Source organism: Kitasatospora sp. NPDC059462, assembly GCF_042749955.1.
Lineage (GTDB): Bacteria > Actinomycetota > Actinomycetes > Streptomycetales > Streptomycetaceae > Kitasatospora.
In genome coordinates, this window is sequence record NZ_JBHYUU010000087.1 from 18867 (window position 1) to 32976 (window position 14110).

Consider the following 14110-nt stretch of genomic DNA (forward strand, 5'->3'; position numbering starts at 1 on the left):
CCGGTTAACCGGGACATGAGCCCGCAACTGGAGGCCGAGCAGGCGGTACTCGGCGCATGCCTGCTCGACCCGGCCCAGCTCGGCGTGCTGGAGGAGTGGCTGGAGCCCCGGCACTTCTACCGCCCCGCACACGAGGGCTTCTTCGCGATCCTGCTCGCCCAGCACGCCGCCGGCCACCTGGCCCTCGCCCCGGACGCTGGCAACGAGGTAAAGCAGGACTGGGCCATCACGGCCATCACCACGGCCACCCGCGAGGTCCCCGGGTTCACCGCGAGCTACGGCCACACGCTGATCGCCACCTGCCCCAGGCCCGCGCACGCCTCCGCCTACGGGCGGATGGTGCTGGAGACGGCCGTGCGGCGAGCGCTGGAGGAGCACGCCCACCGACTGCTGCACGCCGCCGAGACCGAGGCGGTCGAGGCCGCCGTCGAGCTGACCGGGGTGCTGCACACCGTGATTGCACGGCTGGCCGATGCCTGGGGGACGATCGACCAGCGCTCCCGCCGGCCGCTGCCCACCCCTCCCGCACGGCCCGTCGCCGCCAAGGCGGCCGAAGCCGCCCGGCACAACGAGCAGATGCTGCTGTCCAGCCTGATCAGCTCTGCGGGGCAGACCCCGCGGATCGCGTCCTGGCTCAAGGCCGAGGACTTCGTCGACGCCGGCCACCGTGCGGTCTTCAACGCCATGGTCGCGCTCGCGCACCGGCGCGAGCCCGTCGACGAGCTGACGGTGCTGTGGGAGGTGCAGCGGCGGGGCGCCCTGGCCGGCGGGGTGATCACGGTGGCCCAGGTCCGCGACCTGTGCTCGGACAGTCTTCCGGGCGATCCCGACTACTGGGCGGAGCACGTCCTTCGTTCCTCGCTGCTGCGGGCAGCGGCCACCACGGCCGGCATCGTGCGGGTGATGGCGCTGGACGCCTCCATCGCCGCCGGGCCGCTGCTCGGTTCGGCCGTGCTGGCCCTCGCTCCCGCCGACCGCGTGCAGGAGCGACTGCGTTCGGCGACATCGCCGCCGGCGGAACGCGCCGGGCCGGTGGTCCTCGGCGCCGCCCGGCGCAAGGGAGCCGCGCTCAGCCGCAGCCCCGCCCCGCCGTCCTCCCCAGCCGCCCGGCCTCCCGACCGCCCGGGCGAGACCACCGTACGATCCCGACGCTGACCACCGGAGAACCACACTGCCTCCCACCACCCCCCGTGCCCAGTCCGTGGGCCGACTCCACTCGGCGGCCGAGTCCATCGACCACCTCGAAGCCGAACTCCCGCGCGCCTACCGCGAGGACGGGCTACCAGGCATCGGGGAACTGGCCGCGCACACCCGCTCCTTGCGCGACTGCCAGGACGACCTGCTGCGCGTCGCCTCCTCGCTGCACCACCCGCACGCCCCGACCGCCGACCGAATCGCTGTGCGCTCCCTGACGACGGCGAGCGCGCAGCTGGGCGAAGCGCTCGGCGCGATCGGCCGGGCCACCGCGATGGCCGGACGGCTCTACGAGGTCGACGGCCTCGGCGGCCGGCGCGCCGACGAGGTCCGCGAACGCGGCACCCAGCAGCTGAACGTGGCACTGTCCAGGACCCGGCTCGCTCTCAACAGCGCCGCCGAGAACCTGCGCCGCGACGCCCGGATGCTCAACGGCCCCGCCGCCGCGCTCACGCACCGACCGGCTCCGCGCGCCCTGGCCGCCACCGCCCGCACCGCCGCCGGCCGGACCGCGCCCACGATCGCCTCGCCCCCGGTGCCAGTCGGGCAGCAGGTCGCCACCCTCCCGGGACGGCGCCGATGAGGCCGCTCACCACCGCCGGCCCGGCCACCTTCGGTGGCGCCCTGTCCGGCTCGGCCGCCTCCTACCGCAGCGACCTGGAGGTGGTCGCTGGGATGCTGCGCGCCCTGGGGCACAACGCCGCCGCCACCCCCTCCGGGCCGGCTCCCGGCGTCCCCGACCGCAGGGCCCTGCTGGAACAGGCCCGCCAGGCGCAGGCGTTCATCCGGCACTGCGGCGACAACGCCGAGCACTACGGAAGCCAGCCGGTCGACAACCCGTTGGCGGCCCCGCTAGCCGGGGCGTACAACGTCGCGATGAGCCACGCGGCCACCGTCCACCGGCACCTCGGAGCGGCTCTCGACCTCTCGATCAAGTACGTGCAGTCCCCGCCGGACCGGGTGGGCAGCCCCGCCGAGGCGCTGCGCCTTCGCCGCGCCGAGCACGCCGCCGCCGCACTGGACAACGCGGACCAGTGCGCGGTGCAGGGAGCCGAGGCGGTGCTCGCCTTCGCCGCCCGCCTCCCGCCCAGCCCGAGCCGTCCCGCTCCCGCCGCAGCGGCACAGGTGATCACCTCGCCCGCCGCCTCCGCCCCCTCCCGGAGGCGCGGTTGACCAGCAACACCCCGGTTCCCCCGGCGGCCGGGCTGAGCCAGGCCGACGTGGACGCCCTGCTCTCGCTCGCCGGGCAGCTGAGCGCCTTCGAGCGGGCGATCCCCGTGCCGGAGCCGCACGAGCCGCTGCCCGCGATGCGGGACCTGTCCTGGCCGATGGTGCGCCTGCACGAGCTAGTCGCGGCCCCGCTCGACGAGGTGTTCTTCCGCTCGACGAGCGCGAGCCCCGACCCGGGCCTCGGCGTCTTCACCTCCACCGCCTCGGCCCTCTCCCTCGCGCAGGCCAGCCTCGCCAGGGCGGCGGCCCTGCTCGCCGACCCGGCGCCGAGCCCCCAGACGCAGACCAGCGCCAGGCGCGCACTCGCCACGGCCCGCAGCACGGTGAGCTCGACGGCGCAGGTACTGGCCGAAGCCGCCACGGCCACCGCCGCTCCGTCCCCGATCAGCAGCCTCGCCGCCCGCCGGCCAGCGGCGGCACCGCCCGGGAGCCGGCCACCGGCCGCAGGGGAGAGCGAGCGCCGCGTGGACGCCGCCCTTCGCCGCTCGCCCGCCCTCGTCCTGGTCTCCCCGCCCGCCGAGCCGTCCGCGCAGGCGGCCTCCAACTCCCCTCCCGCAACGGTCGTTCCGCTGCGCCGCACCTGACCAATGCGCCGGCCCGTCCGGCCCGACGATCGGAGGCCACCGCGCCCACCGTCACCATCGACGACCACCAGCAGCGCCTGCTGCTGGCCGCCCAGCGGATCGAAGCCGTCGCGGCGGCCCTGCCGGGACCGTTCGCCCCGTCTTTCAACGAGGTGCCGGACGTCCTGGACGTCCGGCGCCACCTGGTGGATCTGCAGGAGGTCCAGACCGCCACGGTCAACTCCGCCACCGAGTACGCGCCGAGCATCGCGCTGGACCCCACCGCGACGACCGCGGCCCGCCGCACCGCCATCGCCCTGGCCGCTGCGACCAACAGGGTCGCGACGGCCGAGCGGCACCTGGTCGCCCTCTTCAACGTCGCGATGAACGCGAACGTGTGGGCGATCCCCGACGCCGGCAGCCACCGGCCGGCCGACCTCTACCACGAGGCTTCCGCCCAACTGGCCGCCTCAGCGCGGGAACTGCGCGCAACTGCCGAGCAGCTTCCCGCCTCCGGCCAGTCCGATCGTTCGCAGACGGCCGCCCGCGCGAACGCCGCTCGCTCTTTCACCGGCCGGCTCCGCTCGGCGTTCCGGCGCCGCCCCGCCGAGGAACCGCGGCCGGTCGCCGCCCTGCCCCGCACCGCCGCCAAGCCCCGGCGCTGACCCCCTCCCCATCAGGAGCCCCGTCCTGCCCCTGTCCGTCGACCAACAGTCCGGCATGCTGCTGCAAGTCGCCAACGGCTTCCACACCGCCAGCGAGCAGCTCTTCCACGTCTACTGCCACCGAGACCCGCAGCGTCAACGCCTCGCCGAGGTCCTGGAGCAGCTCTGCGAGCTGCAGCAGACCCTCCTCGCGAACTCCTCCGACGAGATGCCGCCGACCGGAGCCGACGCACCGCCCGAGGACGTCGCCTGGCACCGCAGCACCATCGCCTACGGCTACGGCAGCCTGCTCATCAGCAAAGCCACACTTCGCGCCCACCCGGCGCTGATCGCCGCGATCCAGATCGAGCTGGCCCCGGAACGCCCCGCCAGCAGCGCCGGGCGCATCCAGTACTTCCGCTCGCTGGGCGCGGCCCGCGACATCCTCCAGGAGGGCGCCTGGAAGCTGGCGCAGATCGCGCACGGCCTCACCGGCCCCGAGCCCGAGGCGCTGCGGGCGATCACGTGCGCGCCGATGGGCGAGTACGCCCGCAAGGCCGTCCGTTCGGCCGCCGCCCCCTACCCGCCCACGGCCGCGCCCTCCACACCGCGGACCGCCGCCGAGGCCGCCGGCCCGAAGGCCCAGGTCGCAGTGTCTTCCCCGGCCGTCGCCGCCCGCGCCACCTCCGGGGCGCGCCGATGACCCGGCACGCCCATCTGCCACTACGGATCGGCAGCATGTGCTCCGGCTACGGGGGGTTGGACATGGGCGTGAAGGCCGCCCTCGGCGGCGAGGTCGTGTGGCATGCCGAGATGAACCCCAGCGCCGCGGCGATCCTCGACCACCACTGGCCTAGAGACGCCAAACCACGGCGATATCACCGCAGTTGATTGGAGCAGCGTCGAACCGATCGACGTCCTGACGGCCGGTTTCCCGTGCCAGGACCTCTCGGTCGCCGGCAAGAGGGCCGGGCTCGTGGAGGGCACCCGCTCTGGACTGTGGCACACCATCGCCCGCGCGATCGACGTCCTCAAGCCCAAGATGGTGATCATTGAAAACGTCCGCGGAATCCTCTCCGCCGGTGCTTCCTCGCCAGCCGATGGCGACCTGGAATGCCCGTGGTGCGATCTGGGAGACGGCGGAGGTGAGCCTGCTCTGCGGGCACTCGGCGCGGTTCTCGGCACCCTTTCCGACCTCGGGATGGATGCGCGATGGACAGTGCTTCGCGCCTCCGACGTCGGTGCACCCCACAGGCGCGAGCGACTTTTCCTCGCCGCGTGGCCTTCCGACGCCGAAGGCTCGCGATGCGAAGGGGCCGGACCCGAAACGGGAGGACCTGGGGCACGCGGTCACGCTGCTCAAGACCCCGACCTCCAACTTGGGGGCGATCGGAGGCAGCCAGCATCCGGACAAGAGGCGCTCGAACGGGCACGGCCCCAACTTGAGCGACGAGGTGGAGCACCTTCTTCTCCCGACTCCGAAGGCGAGCGACGGCACCCACGGCGGACCCAACAGCCGCGGGTCGAAGGGCGACTTGACCCTTCCCTCCGCGACTGCGCAGCTGCGGGCGACGCCGCAGACAGCGAGCACCGGGACTCCCGGACGGCGGACCGAGGCGGCCTCCCGCCCGCCGCTGCCCCTGGTGATCCTGCCGATCTGGGAACCGGGCACCACGGCCTGAACCGGTGGGGCCCGTACGGGCCGGCCATCGCCCGCTGGGAGCGCGCCACCCGCCCCGCCCCGGAGCCGACCAACGAGCGCGGACGGCTCGATCCGCGCTTCGTCGAGTGGATCATGGGCCTCGATTCCGGCCACGTCACCGGTGTGCCGGGCCTGAGCCGTTCCGCTCAGCTGACCGCCCTGGGCAACGGCGTCGTACCCCAACAAGCCAGCGCTGCCTTGGAGTTGCTCGGCGCCCACGCCCTGCTCACCGCCGCCCGCTGCTGTGGGCGGCGGTGAGCAGGGCGTGCTTATACACCAAGTTCGGCTCGCTGGAGCGAGCCGTCGAGCGCGCATCCTCGTGTCATCACCCGCCGACGAGAGGCACCCGCCCTTTTGACCACCCCCGAGCCGAACCCGGACGCCGCACCAGCCGGCTACACCAACGCCCAGATCGACGTCCTGACGGCGAAGCTGGCCGCGCTCGCGGCAGGTTTCGACCTGCAGGCCGAACAGCTGGCCAGCATGACCACCGCCCTCGACCCCGAGGACGGCGACGATCCGGACGCCCCTGGCGCAGGTGAGCCGCTGTTCATCCTCGCCTTCGACGACCCGCAGTACCTCAACGAACTGGAGCTGATGACCCCATGGGTAGACGAGATTTTCACCAAGATCTACGGGCCCGAGACCACGGCCGGCAAGCCCTGGTGCCCCCGGTGGAAGGAGCACCCGGAGGCCGTCGCGCGACTGCACGCCCTGTGGCTGGCCTGGCAGGCCGCGATCGATCCCGAGTCGGGGGCGGCCGGGCCCAGTTCGTGGCAGCGGGACCATCTCGAGCCCGCGCTGATGAAGCTGCGCTCGGCAGACGGCCCGTTCGCGGCGTGCACCTCCAGCGGAGGCCACATCAGCCACCGCCTGCTGCCGCACCCCGCCCTCACCGACCCCACCCCGCCCACGCTCCCTCTCGCTGCCTGATCGGACCCGACCTTGCCCGACTTCAACCTGCCCGACCACCGCCCTGCGGACGCGGACTCCGCCGAAGCCCAGGTCCACCTCCTGGCCGCAGAGGGCTCGTACGAGCTGCTCAACGAGACCACCGTTCCCGACGGCCTGGGCGGCAGCGACAACTTCCTCCTCTTCGAGGGCTACAACGAGTGGGGGATGCCCGCCGTCGCGGCGCACCTGCACTACAACGAGGACGGCGAGACGTTCGCCCTGGCCGCCGAGTCGATGCCCACCTTCGCCGCCGCGGCGGCCTGGCTCGTGCAGCGCGGTGCCGCCCCGGAGCAGTTCCTCCGGCATGCCCGCGGCGCCGGCGCGCCGGCCGATGCCCGTAGCGCGGCTGCCGCCGCCCGGATCGTGGAGTCCGGCTCGCGCTACCAGCTCGTCGAGCACGGCGTCGAGTACGGCGAGACCTGGGCGCTGCTGCGCGACAACGCCGCCGCCGGTTCCGAACGCCCCTTCCTTCTCCAGCTGGAATCCGCCCACCACATGCGCGGGTACACCCTGCGCGAGGGCAGCTTCAGCAGTCCGCAGGAGGTCCAGCAGTGGCTGGAGAACCGGCGCACGCCGCTACCGCCGGTCGTCGGCGATGAGGTGAGCGTCGTCGTCAGCCCGCAGGCCAGTGCCGCCCGCGCCCGTACCACCGGCACCGGCCAGCGCGGCACTGGTGTCCAGGAGAGCGCCGCGGTCCTCGCCGGGGCGGCAGCGGTCTCCCGCAGGGCCGTGCGGTGAGCGCACCCGCCCGGCCGCTGCCCGGCTTCAGCGCCCACCCGGAGGCGCTGGCCGACCTGCTGACGGTGCCGGGCCACGTGCGCACGCTGGCACTCAGCTACCTCGACCGGCTGGTGAAGGCGGAGGTGCGCGGCCCGCTCCTTGAACAGCACGGTGAGCGCGATCTGCGGGGCGCCCGGAAGGTCTACCTCGACGACGCGATGGCCTACCGGCTCGTCTACACCGAGCGCCGGGCGCCGCGCAACCCCCGCCATCTGCTGGGCATCCACCTGGTCGCCGTGGGCGAGCGCCGGGGGGTCGCGGTCTACGAGACCGCGGCCCGCCGCCTGCGGCAGGCCACCGCCCAGGAAGCAGGGCGCGGAATGCCGGCCCGTTTCCAGGCCGCCCTCGCCTCCTCATCCCGCCCCTCTCCGGCCCAGGCCGCCGCCACCACGAGCACGGCGTCACCCGCCGTCGCCCTCTCGCCCGCCTCCCGCCCGCGCTGAACCCGCCCGACACCCAGCCGAAAGCCCGATCGGAGATCACCGCATGTCCTCGACCGTCACCACGACCGCCGCTCCGCAGACCCTCCCGAACGCCGTGCACCACACCGCCGAGGTCCTCTCCACCCGGTGGGCCACGCGGGTCGTGCACGCGCTGCGGCGGGGACCGATGACCGCCGGAGATCTCCTGGCGGCCGACCCGATCGTGCCGGTGAGCAGCCTCTACTCGGCGTCCCGCTCCCTCGCCGGGGCGGGCGTCATCACCCGCACCCCGGCCGGTGTCGGCGGGAACGACCTCGCCCTCTCGCCGTCCGGCCAGGCCCTGGCACCGCTGTACGCCACCGCCCTCACCTGGGCCCAGCGCTACCCGCGCCCCGGCGCACCGGCCGCGCAGGCCCCGGAGATGATCGAGGAGACGCTGGGGCTGCTGGCCGGCTCGCACGCGATCCCGCTGCTCACGACGCTGGGGCAGCACGACGGACTGGCCTACCCGCAGATGGTCTCCTCCCTCAATACCCGGGACAAGGCCGCCGCCTACCAGCGGCTGCTCACCCTGGAGGAGCGCGGCCTGGTCGTCCGCAGCGGCACGCGCCGCTCCTACCGGTGGGGTCTCGGCGAAGCCGGTGTCGCGCTCGGCCGGGTGTACGGCGAGCTGTCGGACTGGACCGCCGAGCACCAGGTGTCCGCAGCGTCCCCGGTGCGGGCCGGCACCGCGCTGGCCGCCGCCGGCAACAGCGCCGTCGTGGTGGCGAGCCCGGTCCGCGCCGCTGCCTTCTCTTCGCCCCGGGCGCCGGAACGGCCGCTGGCCTCCCGCGCGTCGGCCGCCGTACTGCGCGGCGTGACCCTGCAGCTCACCTTCTCCCACGCCCCCGGTCCCCAGCCCGCGTCCGTCCTCGTCACCGCCGCGGCGCACTCGCGCTGACCGCGGCCCTCACGCCGCCGAGTCCTCCCGCTCCGCCTACCCCGAGGTTCTTCATCTTGCCCTCCGTGCCCATGCCGTCCGGTGCCTCCCCGAAGCTGCCCGAGCAGCTGGTCGACCTCCTCGACGAGGACATCACCCTGCTGGCTCAGACCATCGCCGTGCTCGAACTGCCGCTCAGGGCCAGCGATCTCGACACGCTGCTCTTCGCCCATGAGCTGGCCATCGCGTGCTCCCACGTCACGAAGGCGATGTTCCTTCCGCAGGTGATCGCGGCCGAGAACCTTGCGCCGTGCGCGGTGCGCCACTGCATCGAGGCCATCGGCGGTTCCGCCCAGCACCTCACGTCCGCCATGGGTGCGCTGGCCACCGCCCGGGAGGAGATGGCGAAGCCGGAGTATGACGCGGACGAGCGCTTCAATCTGGCACGGGCGGCGCGCATGCGCGCCGCCGCTCTGGCCAGCGTCGCGTTGCAGCGCACGACCGAGCTGCGCCCGCTCCTGGCCGCCGGGTCCTGCACGTGCTGAATCCGACCTCCACGAGGCCGGAGGCCACGGGGCGGTCGATCCTGCGCGCCCCGCACGTCACCCCGCTGCTCGCGGGCACCCTCATCGGGCGGCTGCCGGCCTCGATGGCCCCCATCGGCCTCCTCCTGGCCGCCCGGGCCGACCACGCCTCCACCGCGCTCGGCGCGCTCTTGGCCGCCCTGTACGCGCTGGCCGGCGCGGTAGGCCAGCCGCTGCTGGGTCGCGCGGTCGACCGCTCCGCTCTGTCCGTCGTCGCGCCCGCCGCAGCGGGGGTGTCATGCGCCGCGTTCACCGCCCTGGCTGGTGTCGACTTCGCCGCACAGCCGCTCGCCGCCGCCGTCCTTGCGGCTGTCGCGGGCCTGGCGACTCCGCCACTGGAGGCCGGACTTCGGGCGATGTGGAAGCGCCTGGTCGACCCGATCGACCACCACCGGGTGTTCGCGCTCGACTCCGCCTCCCAGGAGCTGGTGTTCGTCGCGGGCCCGCTGCTGGCCACCACGGTGTCCCAGTTCGCCTCTCCTCACGGGGCGTTGACAGCCTGCGCGGTCGCCACCGCTGCAGGCACCGCCGCCGTCGCCGTGCGCCGCCCGGCCCGGGTACGGTCCGCGGCGCGGCCGGTTCACTGGCTCGGGCCGCTGCGCTCCAGGGGCCTGCTCGTCCTGCTGGCCGCGGCGATGTTCCTCGGGGTGACTCTCGGCTCGTTCCCCGTGCTGGCGCTCGGCGTCGCCGACCGGCACCACGACGGGTGGCTCGCCGGCCTGCTGCCGACCGCGCTGTCACTGGGCAGCCTGATCGGCGGCACCGCGTGGGCCAGGCTCCGGCAGCCGTGGCCAACCAGCAACGCTCTGCCCGTAGTTGCCGCCGGGTATGCCTGCGCGTTCACTACCCTGCTCATGCCCGCTCCGCCGTGGCTCACGGTCACGGCGAGCGTCCTGCCCGGGCTGCTCCTCGCCCCGTTTCTGGCCTGTGCCTTCCTCACCTGCGACGGCCTGGCGCCGAGCGGGACCGCCGCCGAGGCCGCCGCCTGGCTGATCTCGCTCATCGGCCTCGGCCAGGCCGCCGGCGCCGCCGCCGCGGGACAGCTGTCGGCGCTCGGCCACACCGCCACAGCCGCCGTCCCGCTGCTCGGCGCCGCCACCGCCGCGCTCGTACTGCGCCTGGGGCATCGCTCGCTGGCCCACCGACCGGCCTGAGCCCGACCACGACGAGAGGAGGTAACCGGTGGGCACTTGGGACACCGGACCGTTCGACAACGACGACGCCGGGGACCTCGCCGGCGACCTCGACCGCGCCCGCTCTCACCAGCGCCCCGGCATCATCACCACTCGACTGAACGCCTTCGTGGACGCCGGAGCACCCCCGTGGGACACGGACCGGCTGACGGCAGTCGCCGCAGCCGCCCTGGTCGCCGCCCAGTGCCCGGGCGGCCCCCAGCGGAGCGTCTACTGGCCGAGGAAGGCGATTCCCGAGCTCCCCTCCGACGTACGGGTCTTGGCCGCGACGGCGCTCGACCTCCTCCTCGCCAACGTCCAGTCCAGCGTGGACTCTTGGTTCGTACGCAACAAGGGCGAGCAGTGGCTGGAGAACATCGAGCAGCTGCGCTTCGTCCTCGACCCCGACCGGCCGCTCACCACCGTCTACACCCCACCCCCGCCCGGCCCCACCGAGATCGGCACCCACATGCTCCACGCGATGGTGGGCGCGGAGCGGCTGCGCGAACTCGCGGGCCCTCGCCTGGCCGGCGCGCCGCGCCTGCTGATGCGCCAGCTGCACGAAGCCGCCGCCCAACTCGACGCCGCGCACGCCGAAGTGCTGCGCATCGCCCAGGAGTCGATGGCCACGCTGGAGCACACGCGAACCGCCTTGCAGCACATCGTGGAAGGCTCAGACGGCGTCGACCGGCACCAGCTGCCCGCACCCGGCGGCACTGGGCCGCTCCACACGGCACTGGCCGTACGGGCCACCCGGCGCGAGCACCTCGTCGGGCTGCTCGAGCTGCAACTGGCACTGATCGGCCCCGCACCTGGCAACCGTGCCTCGGCCGCCCGCCGGCGCTCCGCCACCACCGGCCAAGCGGTACCGCTGGAGCTCTTCGCCCCGCCGACCGCCCCCGGCAAACAGCCGGGCCGCCCCCGCTGACCACCGCCCCCGCGGCGGCCACCGGCACCGCTGTGCCGAGGCCCCTGGGGCACTCCTCACCCGGCCCATGCCGTCTACCTTCGGCCCATGGCATCACAACTTCCGTATGGAGACTTCTACTTGAGCACCGCCACGACCCGCGCCACCGCCCCCCTCACCGTGATCTGGGACTGGAACGGCACCCTTCGAAACGACCTCACCGATCACGTCGCGGCCCTCAACGCCACCCTGCCCGCCCTCGGCCGCTCCGTGCCGATCACCGTGGAGACCTACCAGGCGCTGCACCGGATGCCGATCCGGGACTTCTACGCCGACGTTCTCGGCCGTGTGCTGGACGACGAGGAGTGGCACGCCGCCGACACCGCGTTCCTCGCCGAACTCGGCCGCCGGCCGGTACGGCTGCAGGACGGGGCCCGGCAGCTGATGATGCAGCTGCGCGCCCGGGGGGTCCGACAGAGCCTGCTGTCGCTCGCGCCGCACGAGCGGCTCGTTGCCGAGGTCGGCCAGGTCGGCATCGCCGGGCTGCTGGAGCGCATCGACGGCCGTCCCGGTGCGTCCGTGCCGAGCAAGGCCCCGGCGATGGCCGCCCACCTTCAGGCCCTGGGCCCGCTGGTCGACCCGGCCCGCACCCTGGTGATCGGCGACAGCGTCGACGACGCGGTTGCCGCCCAGGCGGTCGGGGCCGTGGCCGTGCTGCACACCAGCGGCCTGCACGGCGAGGCGCGCCTGGACACCGCCGGCGTACCGGTGGTGGACACGATCCAGGACGCCGTCAACCTGGGCTTTTGCCTCATGGGCTCTTGCCTCATCGCCGAGCACCATCTGACCGCCGCGTGAGCGCGCCGAGCGGACGCCCGATCACCGGCTGGAAGCCGAGGGTGCCCGGTAGCACCGACCTGGGCACCCGCCTGGTGTGGGCCGAACTGCAGGTCGTGCGCCCGCAAGACCTACCCGGACGGGGCACCGCCACGCTCCACGGGGCCGTCGCCGACCAGATCGTCACCGCTGCGAGCACGCTCGACCACGTGCAGAGCCGCATCGTCGAACTCGCCACCTCCCTGGGTCGCGACCTCCAGCGCATCTCCGCCGGCCAGGACGCCGACTTCCCGGTCACCAACGGCATCCTGCGCGCCACCAGCCTCGACATCGACCTCCTCGTAACCCGCCGCACCGAGCTGCACCGGTCCTTGACCGGCTTGGTCGCCGTCTACCAGGAACTGCCGGCCTTCACACCCCCGGTGGATCCAACTCCCGCACGTGCCAAGGCGACGGCCCGCCACGCCACGTCGGCGCAGACCTCGAAGGCCGCGCTGCCCGCCCGGCAGAAGCAGGCTCTGCAGAGCATCGGCGACGGCGGCGTCACGATCTACCGCGGCCTTGCCAGTGGCCGCCTTCGCATCGTCGCCCCCGGCACCCTCGCCGTCGCCACGGTCAACGAGCTGATCGACCAGAAGCTGGTGGAGAGCTACCCGGCGCAGGGCCTGCAGGAGGGTCGCATGCTCGCCCTCACCCCCGCCGGGCAAGCCCGCTACGAGGAGCTGCGGGCGGCGGACGGGCGCGCTGCCGCGGCCCGGACCCGGCCTGCCGGCACCGTGGGCGAGGCGCCGCTCCCGCTCGCCGGCGCCAGCGTCGCGGTGTCAGCGCCCCGCAGCCGCGCTCGCGGCTGAGCTGCTCCGGGCCACGGCCCGGACAGCGTCCGTGCTCCCCGACTTCGACCAGGAGGAATTCCATCAGCGGCAGCTGGGACACCGGCCCGTTCCACAACGACACCGCGACCGGCATCGCCGACCGCTTCGACACCCTCTTCCCCGACGAACTGCCCCCGTTTCTCCACCGGCTCTTCGACACCGCGACCAGCGTGCCGGACAGCGCGTTCGACACGGAACTCGCGCAGCAGGTCATCGCCGCCTCCGCCGTGATCGCCTCCCAGCGACCGGCGGGTGCCGGCATCACCCTCTCCGGCGGCCCGTGGGAGCCGGTGCCCGCCCTGCCGCAGGAGCTGGGGCCCAAGGCGGTCGCCGCGCTCGACCGTGTCCTCGCCAACGCCGAGGCGGAGGTTGTGCGGTGGCACGACGGCGCGAGGGGCGAGCAGTGGCTGGCCAACGTGGTGCAGATCCGCCTCGCGATCCAGGACGAGCCACCCCCGCTGATCGGCTACACACCGGTGACGGGCAGCGCCGCCGTCCCGAGCGCTCCAGCTCCTCCTCGGCGGGAGCCACCAGCTCAAGCCGACACGGCCGCGGCGACGGTGACCCCCCGCCCGCAGCGCCGGGTGTTCGCCGGCCAGCAGTACGTCCAGGGCCGGCTCGGCGTCGACGACGCCTGGGACCTGCCCGACCGGCACCCCAAGGCGACCACGGCGCACGCGCTCGCCGGGCTGGTCGAGCACCAGGCCAGCGAGGTGGACTCCCTCGACCGCGAACTGCGCGCGGTGGCCGCCCGCGCCGCCGAGGCCCTCACGCCGATCGCCCAGGGGGACCACCGCGGCGTGCAGCACAACGGTGTCCTACGGTTCACCGGCGTCGAGCTGGAGTCCCTGGGAGCCCGCTTCGACCTCGCCCAGCGCGCGCTCCAGGACCTGGTCGCCCGCTACGAACGCGCCGCCGCCAACGTTCCCGCCGCGCTCCCTCGCGAGACGGCGGCCCGCGCGCGCAGCACGGTCAGGCTCTCCAGTTCGCCAACTGCCGCGCCGGCGGCGGGCGTCCTGGCGGCCCCTTCCCGTCCGCTCCATCCGTAAGGACCCTCGTGCCCCCCTACGTCGACCGAAGCGCGCGCGTCACCCGGGCGCTCGAGTTGCTTGCGCCGCCCGGCGCCGTGCGCACCCTGCTGTCCGTGGGGCTCACCGAGCGCTCCACCGAGGAACAGGAATCCCTCCGGGACGCTTTGGGCGATCCGGCCGCCGGCATGGACCCCGGCGAAATCGGGCTCTCCTGCCGCATGTGTGGGTGCGCTGATCTACGGCTGGACGTGAAACACGCCGTCCTCTGTGATCCTTGAGGTGTCGAAGCCCAAATTGGA

At 74.0% G+C, this 14110-nt stretch carries 18 protein-coding genes; all 18 read left to right on the forward strand.

Features of this window, described 5'->3' with window-relative positions; translation table 11 throughout:
• Positions 1-15 precede the first annotated feature (15 nt).
• The 18 genes from ACFXAM_RS21695 to ACFXAM_RS21780 all read left to right on the forward strand — a co-directional run bounded on the left by ACFXAM_RS21695 (position 16) and on the right by ACFXAM_RS21780 (position 14089).
• Positions 16-1155, forward strand: a complete 1140-nt coding sequence (locus ACFXAM_RS21695) for a DnaB-like helicase N-terminal domain-containing protein (RefSeq protein ID WP_380293608.1) — start codon at positions 16-18, stop codon at positions 1153-1155.
• A gap of 46 nt (positions 1156-1201) precedes the next feature.
• On the forward strand, positions 1202-1777 hold the full coding sequence (locus tag ACFXAM_RS21700) for a hypothetical protein (RefSeq protein ID WP_380293610.1): 576 nt from the start codon (positions 1202-1204) through the stop codon (positions 1775-1777).
• Positions 1774-2367 (forward strand): hypothetical protein, encoded by a 594-nt coding sequence (locus ACFXAM_RS21705; RefSeq protein WP_380293612.1) that lies wholly within the window; start codon positions 1774-1776, stop codon positions 2365-2367. Before ACFXAM_RS21700 ends, ACFXAM_RS21705 begins: the two co-directional genes overlap by 4 nt.
• On the forward strand, positions 2364-3008 hold the full coding sequence (locus ACFXAM_RS21710) for a hypothetical protein (RefSeq protein WP_380293614.1): 645 nt from the start codon (positions 2364-2366) through the stop codon (positions 3006-3008). Before ACFXAM_RS21705 ends, ACFXAM_RS21710 begins: the two co-directional genes overlap by 4 nt.
• A 152-nt stretch (positions 3009-3160) precedes the next feature.
• Positions 3161-3652, forward strand: a complete 492-nt coding sequence (locus ACFXAM_RS21715) for a hypothetical protein (protein ID WP_380293616.1) — start codon at positions 3161-3163, stop codon at positions 3650-3652.
• Between the two features lie 55 nt (positions 3653-3707).
• On the forward strand, positions 3708-4334 hold the full coding sequence (locus ACFXAM_RS21720) for a hypothetical protein (RefSeq protein WP_380293618.1): 627 nt from the start codon (positions 3708-3710) through the stop codon (positions 4332-4334).
• Between the two features lie 216 nt (positions 4335-4550).
• Positions 4551-5591 (forward strand): DNA cytosine methyltransferase, encoded by a 1041-nt coding sequence (locus ACFXAM_RS21725; protein ID WP_380293647.1) that lies wholly within the window; start codon positions 4551-4553, stop codon positions 5589-5591.
• A gap of 96 nt (positions 5592-5687) precedes the next feature.
• Positions 5688-6266, forward strand: coding sequence for a DUF4913 domain-containing protein (locus ACFXAM_RS21730; protein WP_380293620.1), 579 nt, complete (start codon positions 5688-5690; stop codon positions 6264-6266).
• 12 nt (positions 6267-6278) lie between these two features.
• Complete coding sequence (locus ACFXAM_RS21735; protein WP_380293622.1) at positions 6279-7025, forward strand: hypothetical protein; 747 nt, start codon at positions 6279-6281, stop codon at positions 7023-7025.
• Complete coding sequence (locus tag ACFXAM_RS21740) at positions 7022-7510, forward strand: hypothetical protein (RefSeq protein ID WP_380293624.1); 489 nt, start codon at positions 7022-7024, stop codon at positions 7508-7510. The genes ACFXAM_RS21735 and ACFXAM_RS21740 overlap by 4 nt, the downstream gene beginning before the upstream one ends.
• A 43-nt stretch (positions 7511-7553) precedes the next feature.
• Complete coding sequence (locus ACFXAM_RS21745; RefSeq protein ID WP_380293626.1) at positions 7554-8429, forward strand: winged helix-turn-helix transcriptional regulator; 876 nt, start codon at positions 7554-7556, stop codon at positions 8427-8429.
• A 65-nt stretch (positions 8430-8494) separates the two neighbouring features.
• Positions 8495-8953 (forward strand): hypothetical protein, encoded by a 459-nt coding sequence (locus ACFXAM_RS21750; RefSeq protein WP_380293628.1) that lies wholly within the window; start codon positions 8495-8497, stop codon positions 8951-8953.
• On the forward strand, positions 8947-10146 hold the full coding sequence (locus ACFXAM_RS21755) for an MFS transporter (protein ID WP_380293630.1): 1200 nt from the start codon (positions 8947-8949) through the stop codon (positions 10144-10146). Before ACFXAM_RS21750 ends, ACFXAM_RS21755 begins: the two co-directional genes overlap by 7 nt.
• Before the next feature lie 28 nt (positions 10147-10174).
• Positions 10175-11092 (forward strand): DUF4259 domain-containing protein, encoded by a 918-nt coding sequence (locus ACFXAM_RS21760; RefSeq protein ID WP_380293632.1) that lies wholly within the window; start codon positions 10175-10177, stop codon positions 11090-11092.
• Positions 11093-11212: 120 nt separating this feature from the next.
• Entirely contained in the window at positions 11213-11929 is a 717-nt protein-coding gene (locus ACFXAM_RS21765; protein WP_380293634.1) for an HAD family hydrolase, read from the forward strand.
• Positions 11930-11970: 41 nt separating this feature from the next.
• The gene (locus tag ACFXAM_RS21770) at positions 11971-12759 is read left to right on the forward strand and encodes a hypothetical protein (RefSeq protein ID WP_380293636.1); all 789 of its coding nucleotides are present in this window, start codon (positions 11971-11973) and stop codon (positions 12757-12759) included.
• A 62-nt stretch (positions 12760-12821) separates the two neighbouring features.
• Positions 12822-13829: a DUF4259 domain-containing protein gene (locus ACFXAM_RS21775; protein ID WP_380293649.1), complete on the forward strand. Its 1008-nt coding sequence runs from the start codon at positions 12822-12824 to the stop codon at positions 13827-13829.
• Between the two features lie 8 nt (positions 13830-13837).
• Positions 13838-14089 carry a hypothetical protein gene (locus tag ACFXAM_RS21780; RefSeq protein ID WP_380293638.1) on the forward strand — a complete coding sequence of 84 codons (252 nt, stop codon included), beginning with the start codon at positions 13838-13840 and terminating at the stop codon, positions 14087-14089.
• Positions 14090-14110: the final 21 nt, after the last annotated feature.

Bases quoted from the DNA above. Each gene is read 5' to 3' on its own strand.
- ACFXAM_RS21720 (WP_380293618.1), top strand. From the start codon at position 3,708: ATGCTGCTGCAAGTCGCCAACGGCTTCCACACCGCCAGCGAGCAGCTC.
- ACFXAM_RS21695 (WP_380293608.1), top strand. From the start codon at position 16: ATGAGCCCGCAACTGGAGGCCGAGCAGGCGGTACTCGGCGCATGCCTG.
- ACFXAM_RS21705 (WP_380293612.1), top strand. From the start codon at position 1,774: ATGAGGCCGCTCACCACCGCCGGCCCGGCCACCTTCGGTGGCGCCCTG.
- ACFXAM_RS21745 (WP_380293626.1), top strand. From the start codon at position 7,554: ATGTCCTCGACCGTCACCACGACCGCCGCTCCGCAGACCCTCCCGAAC.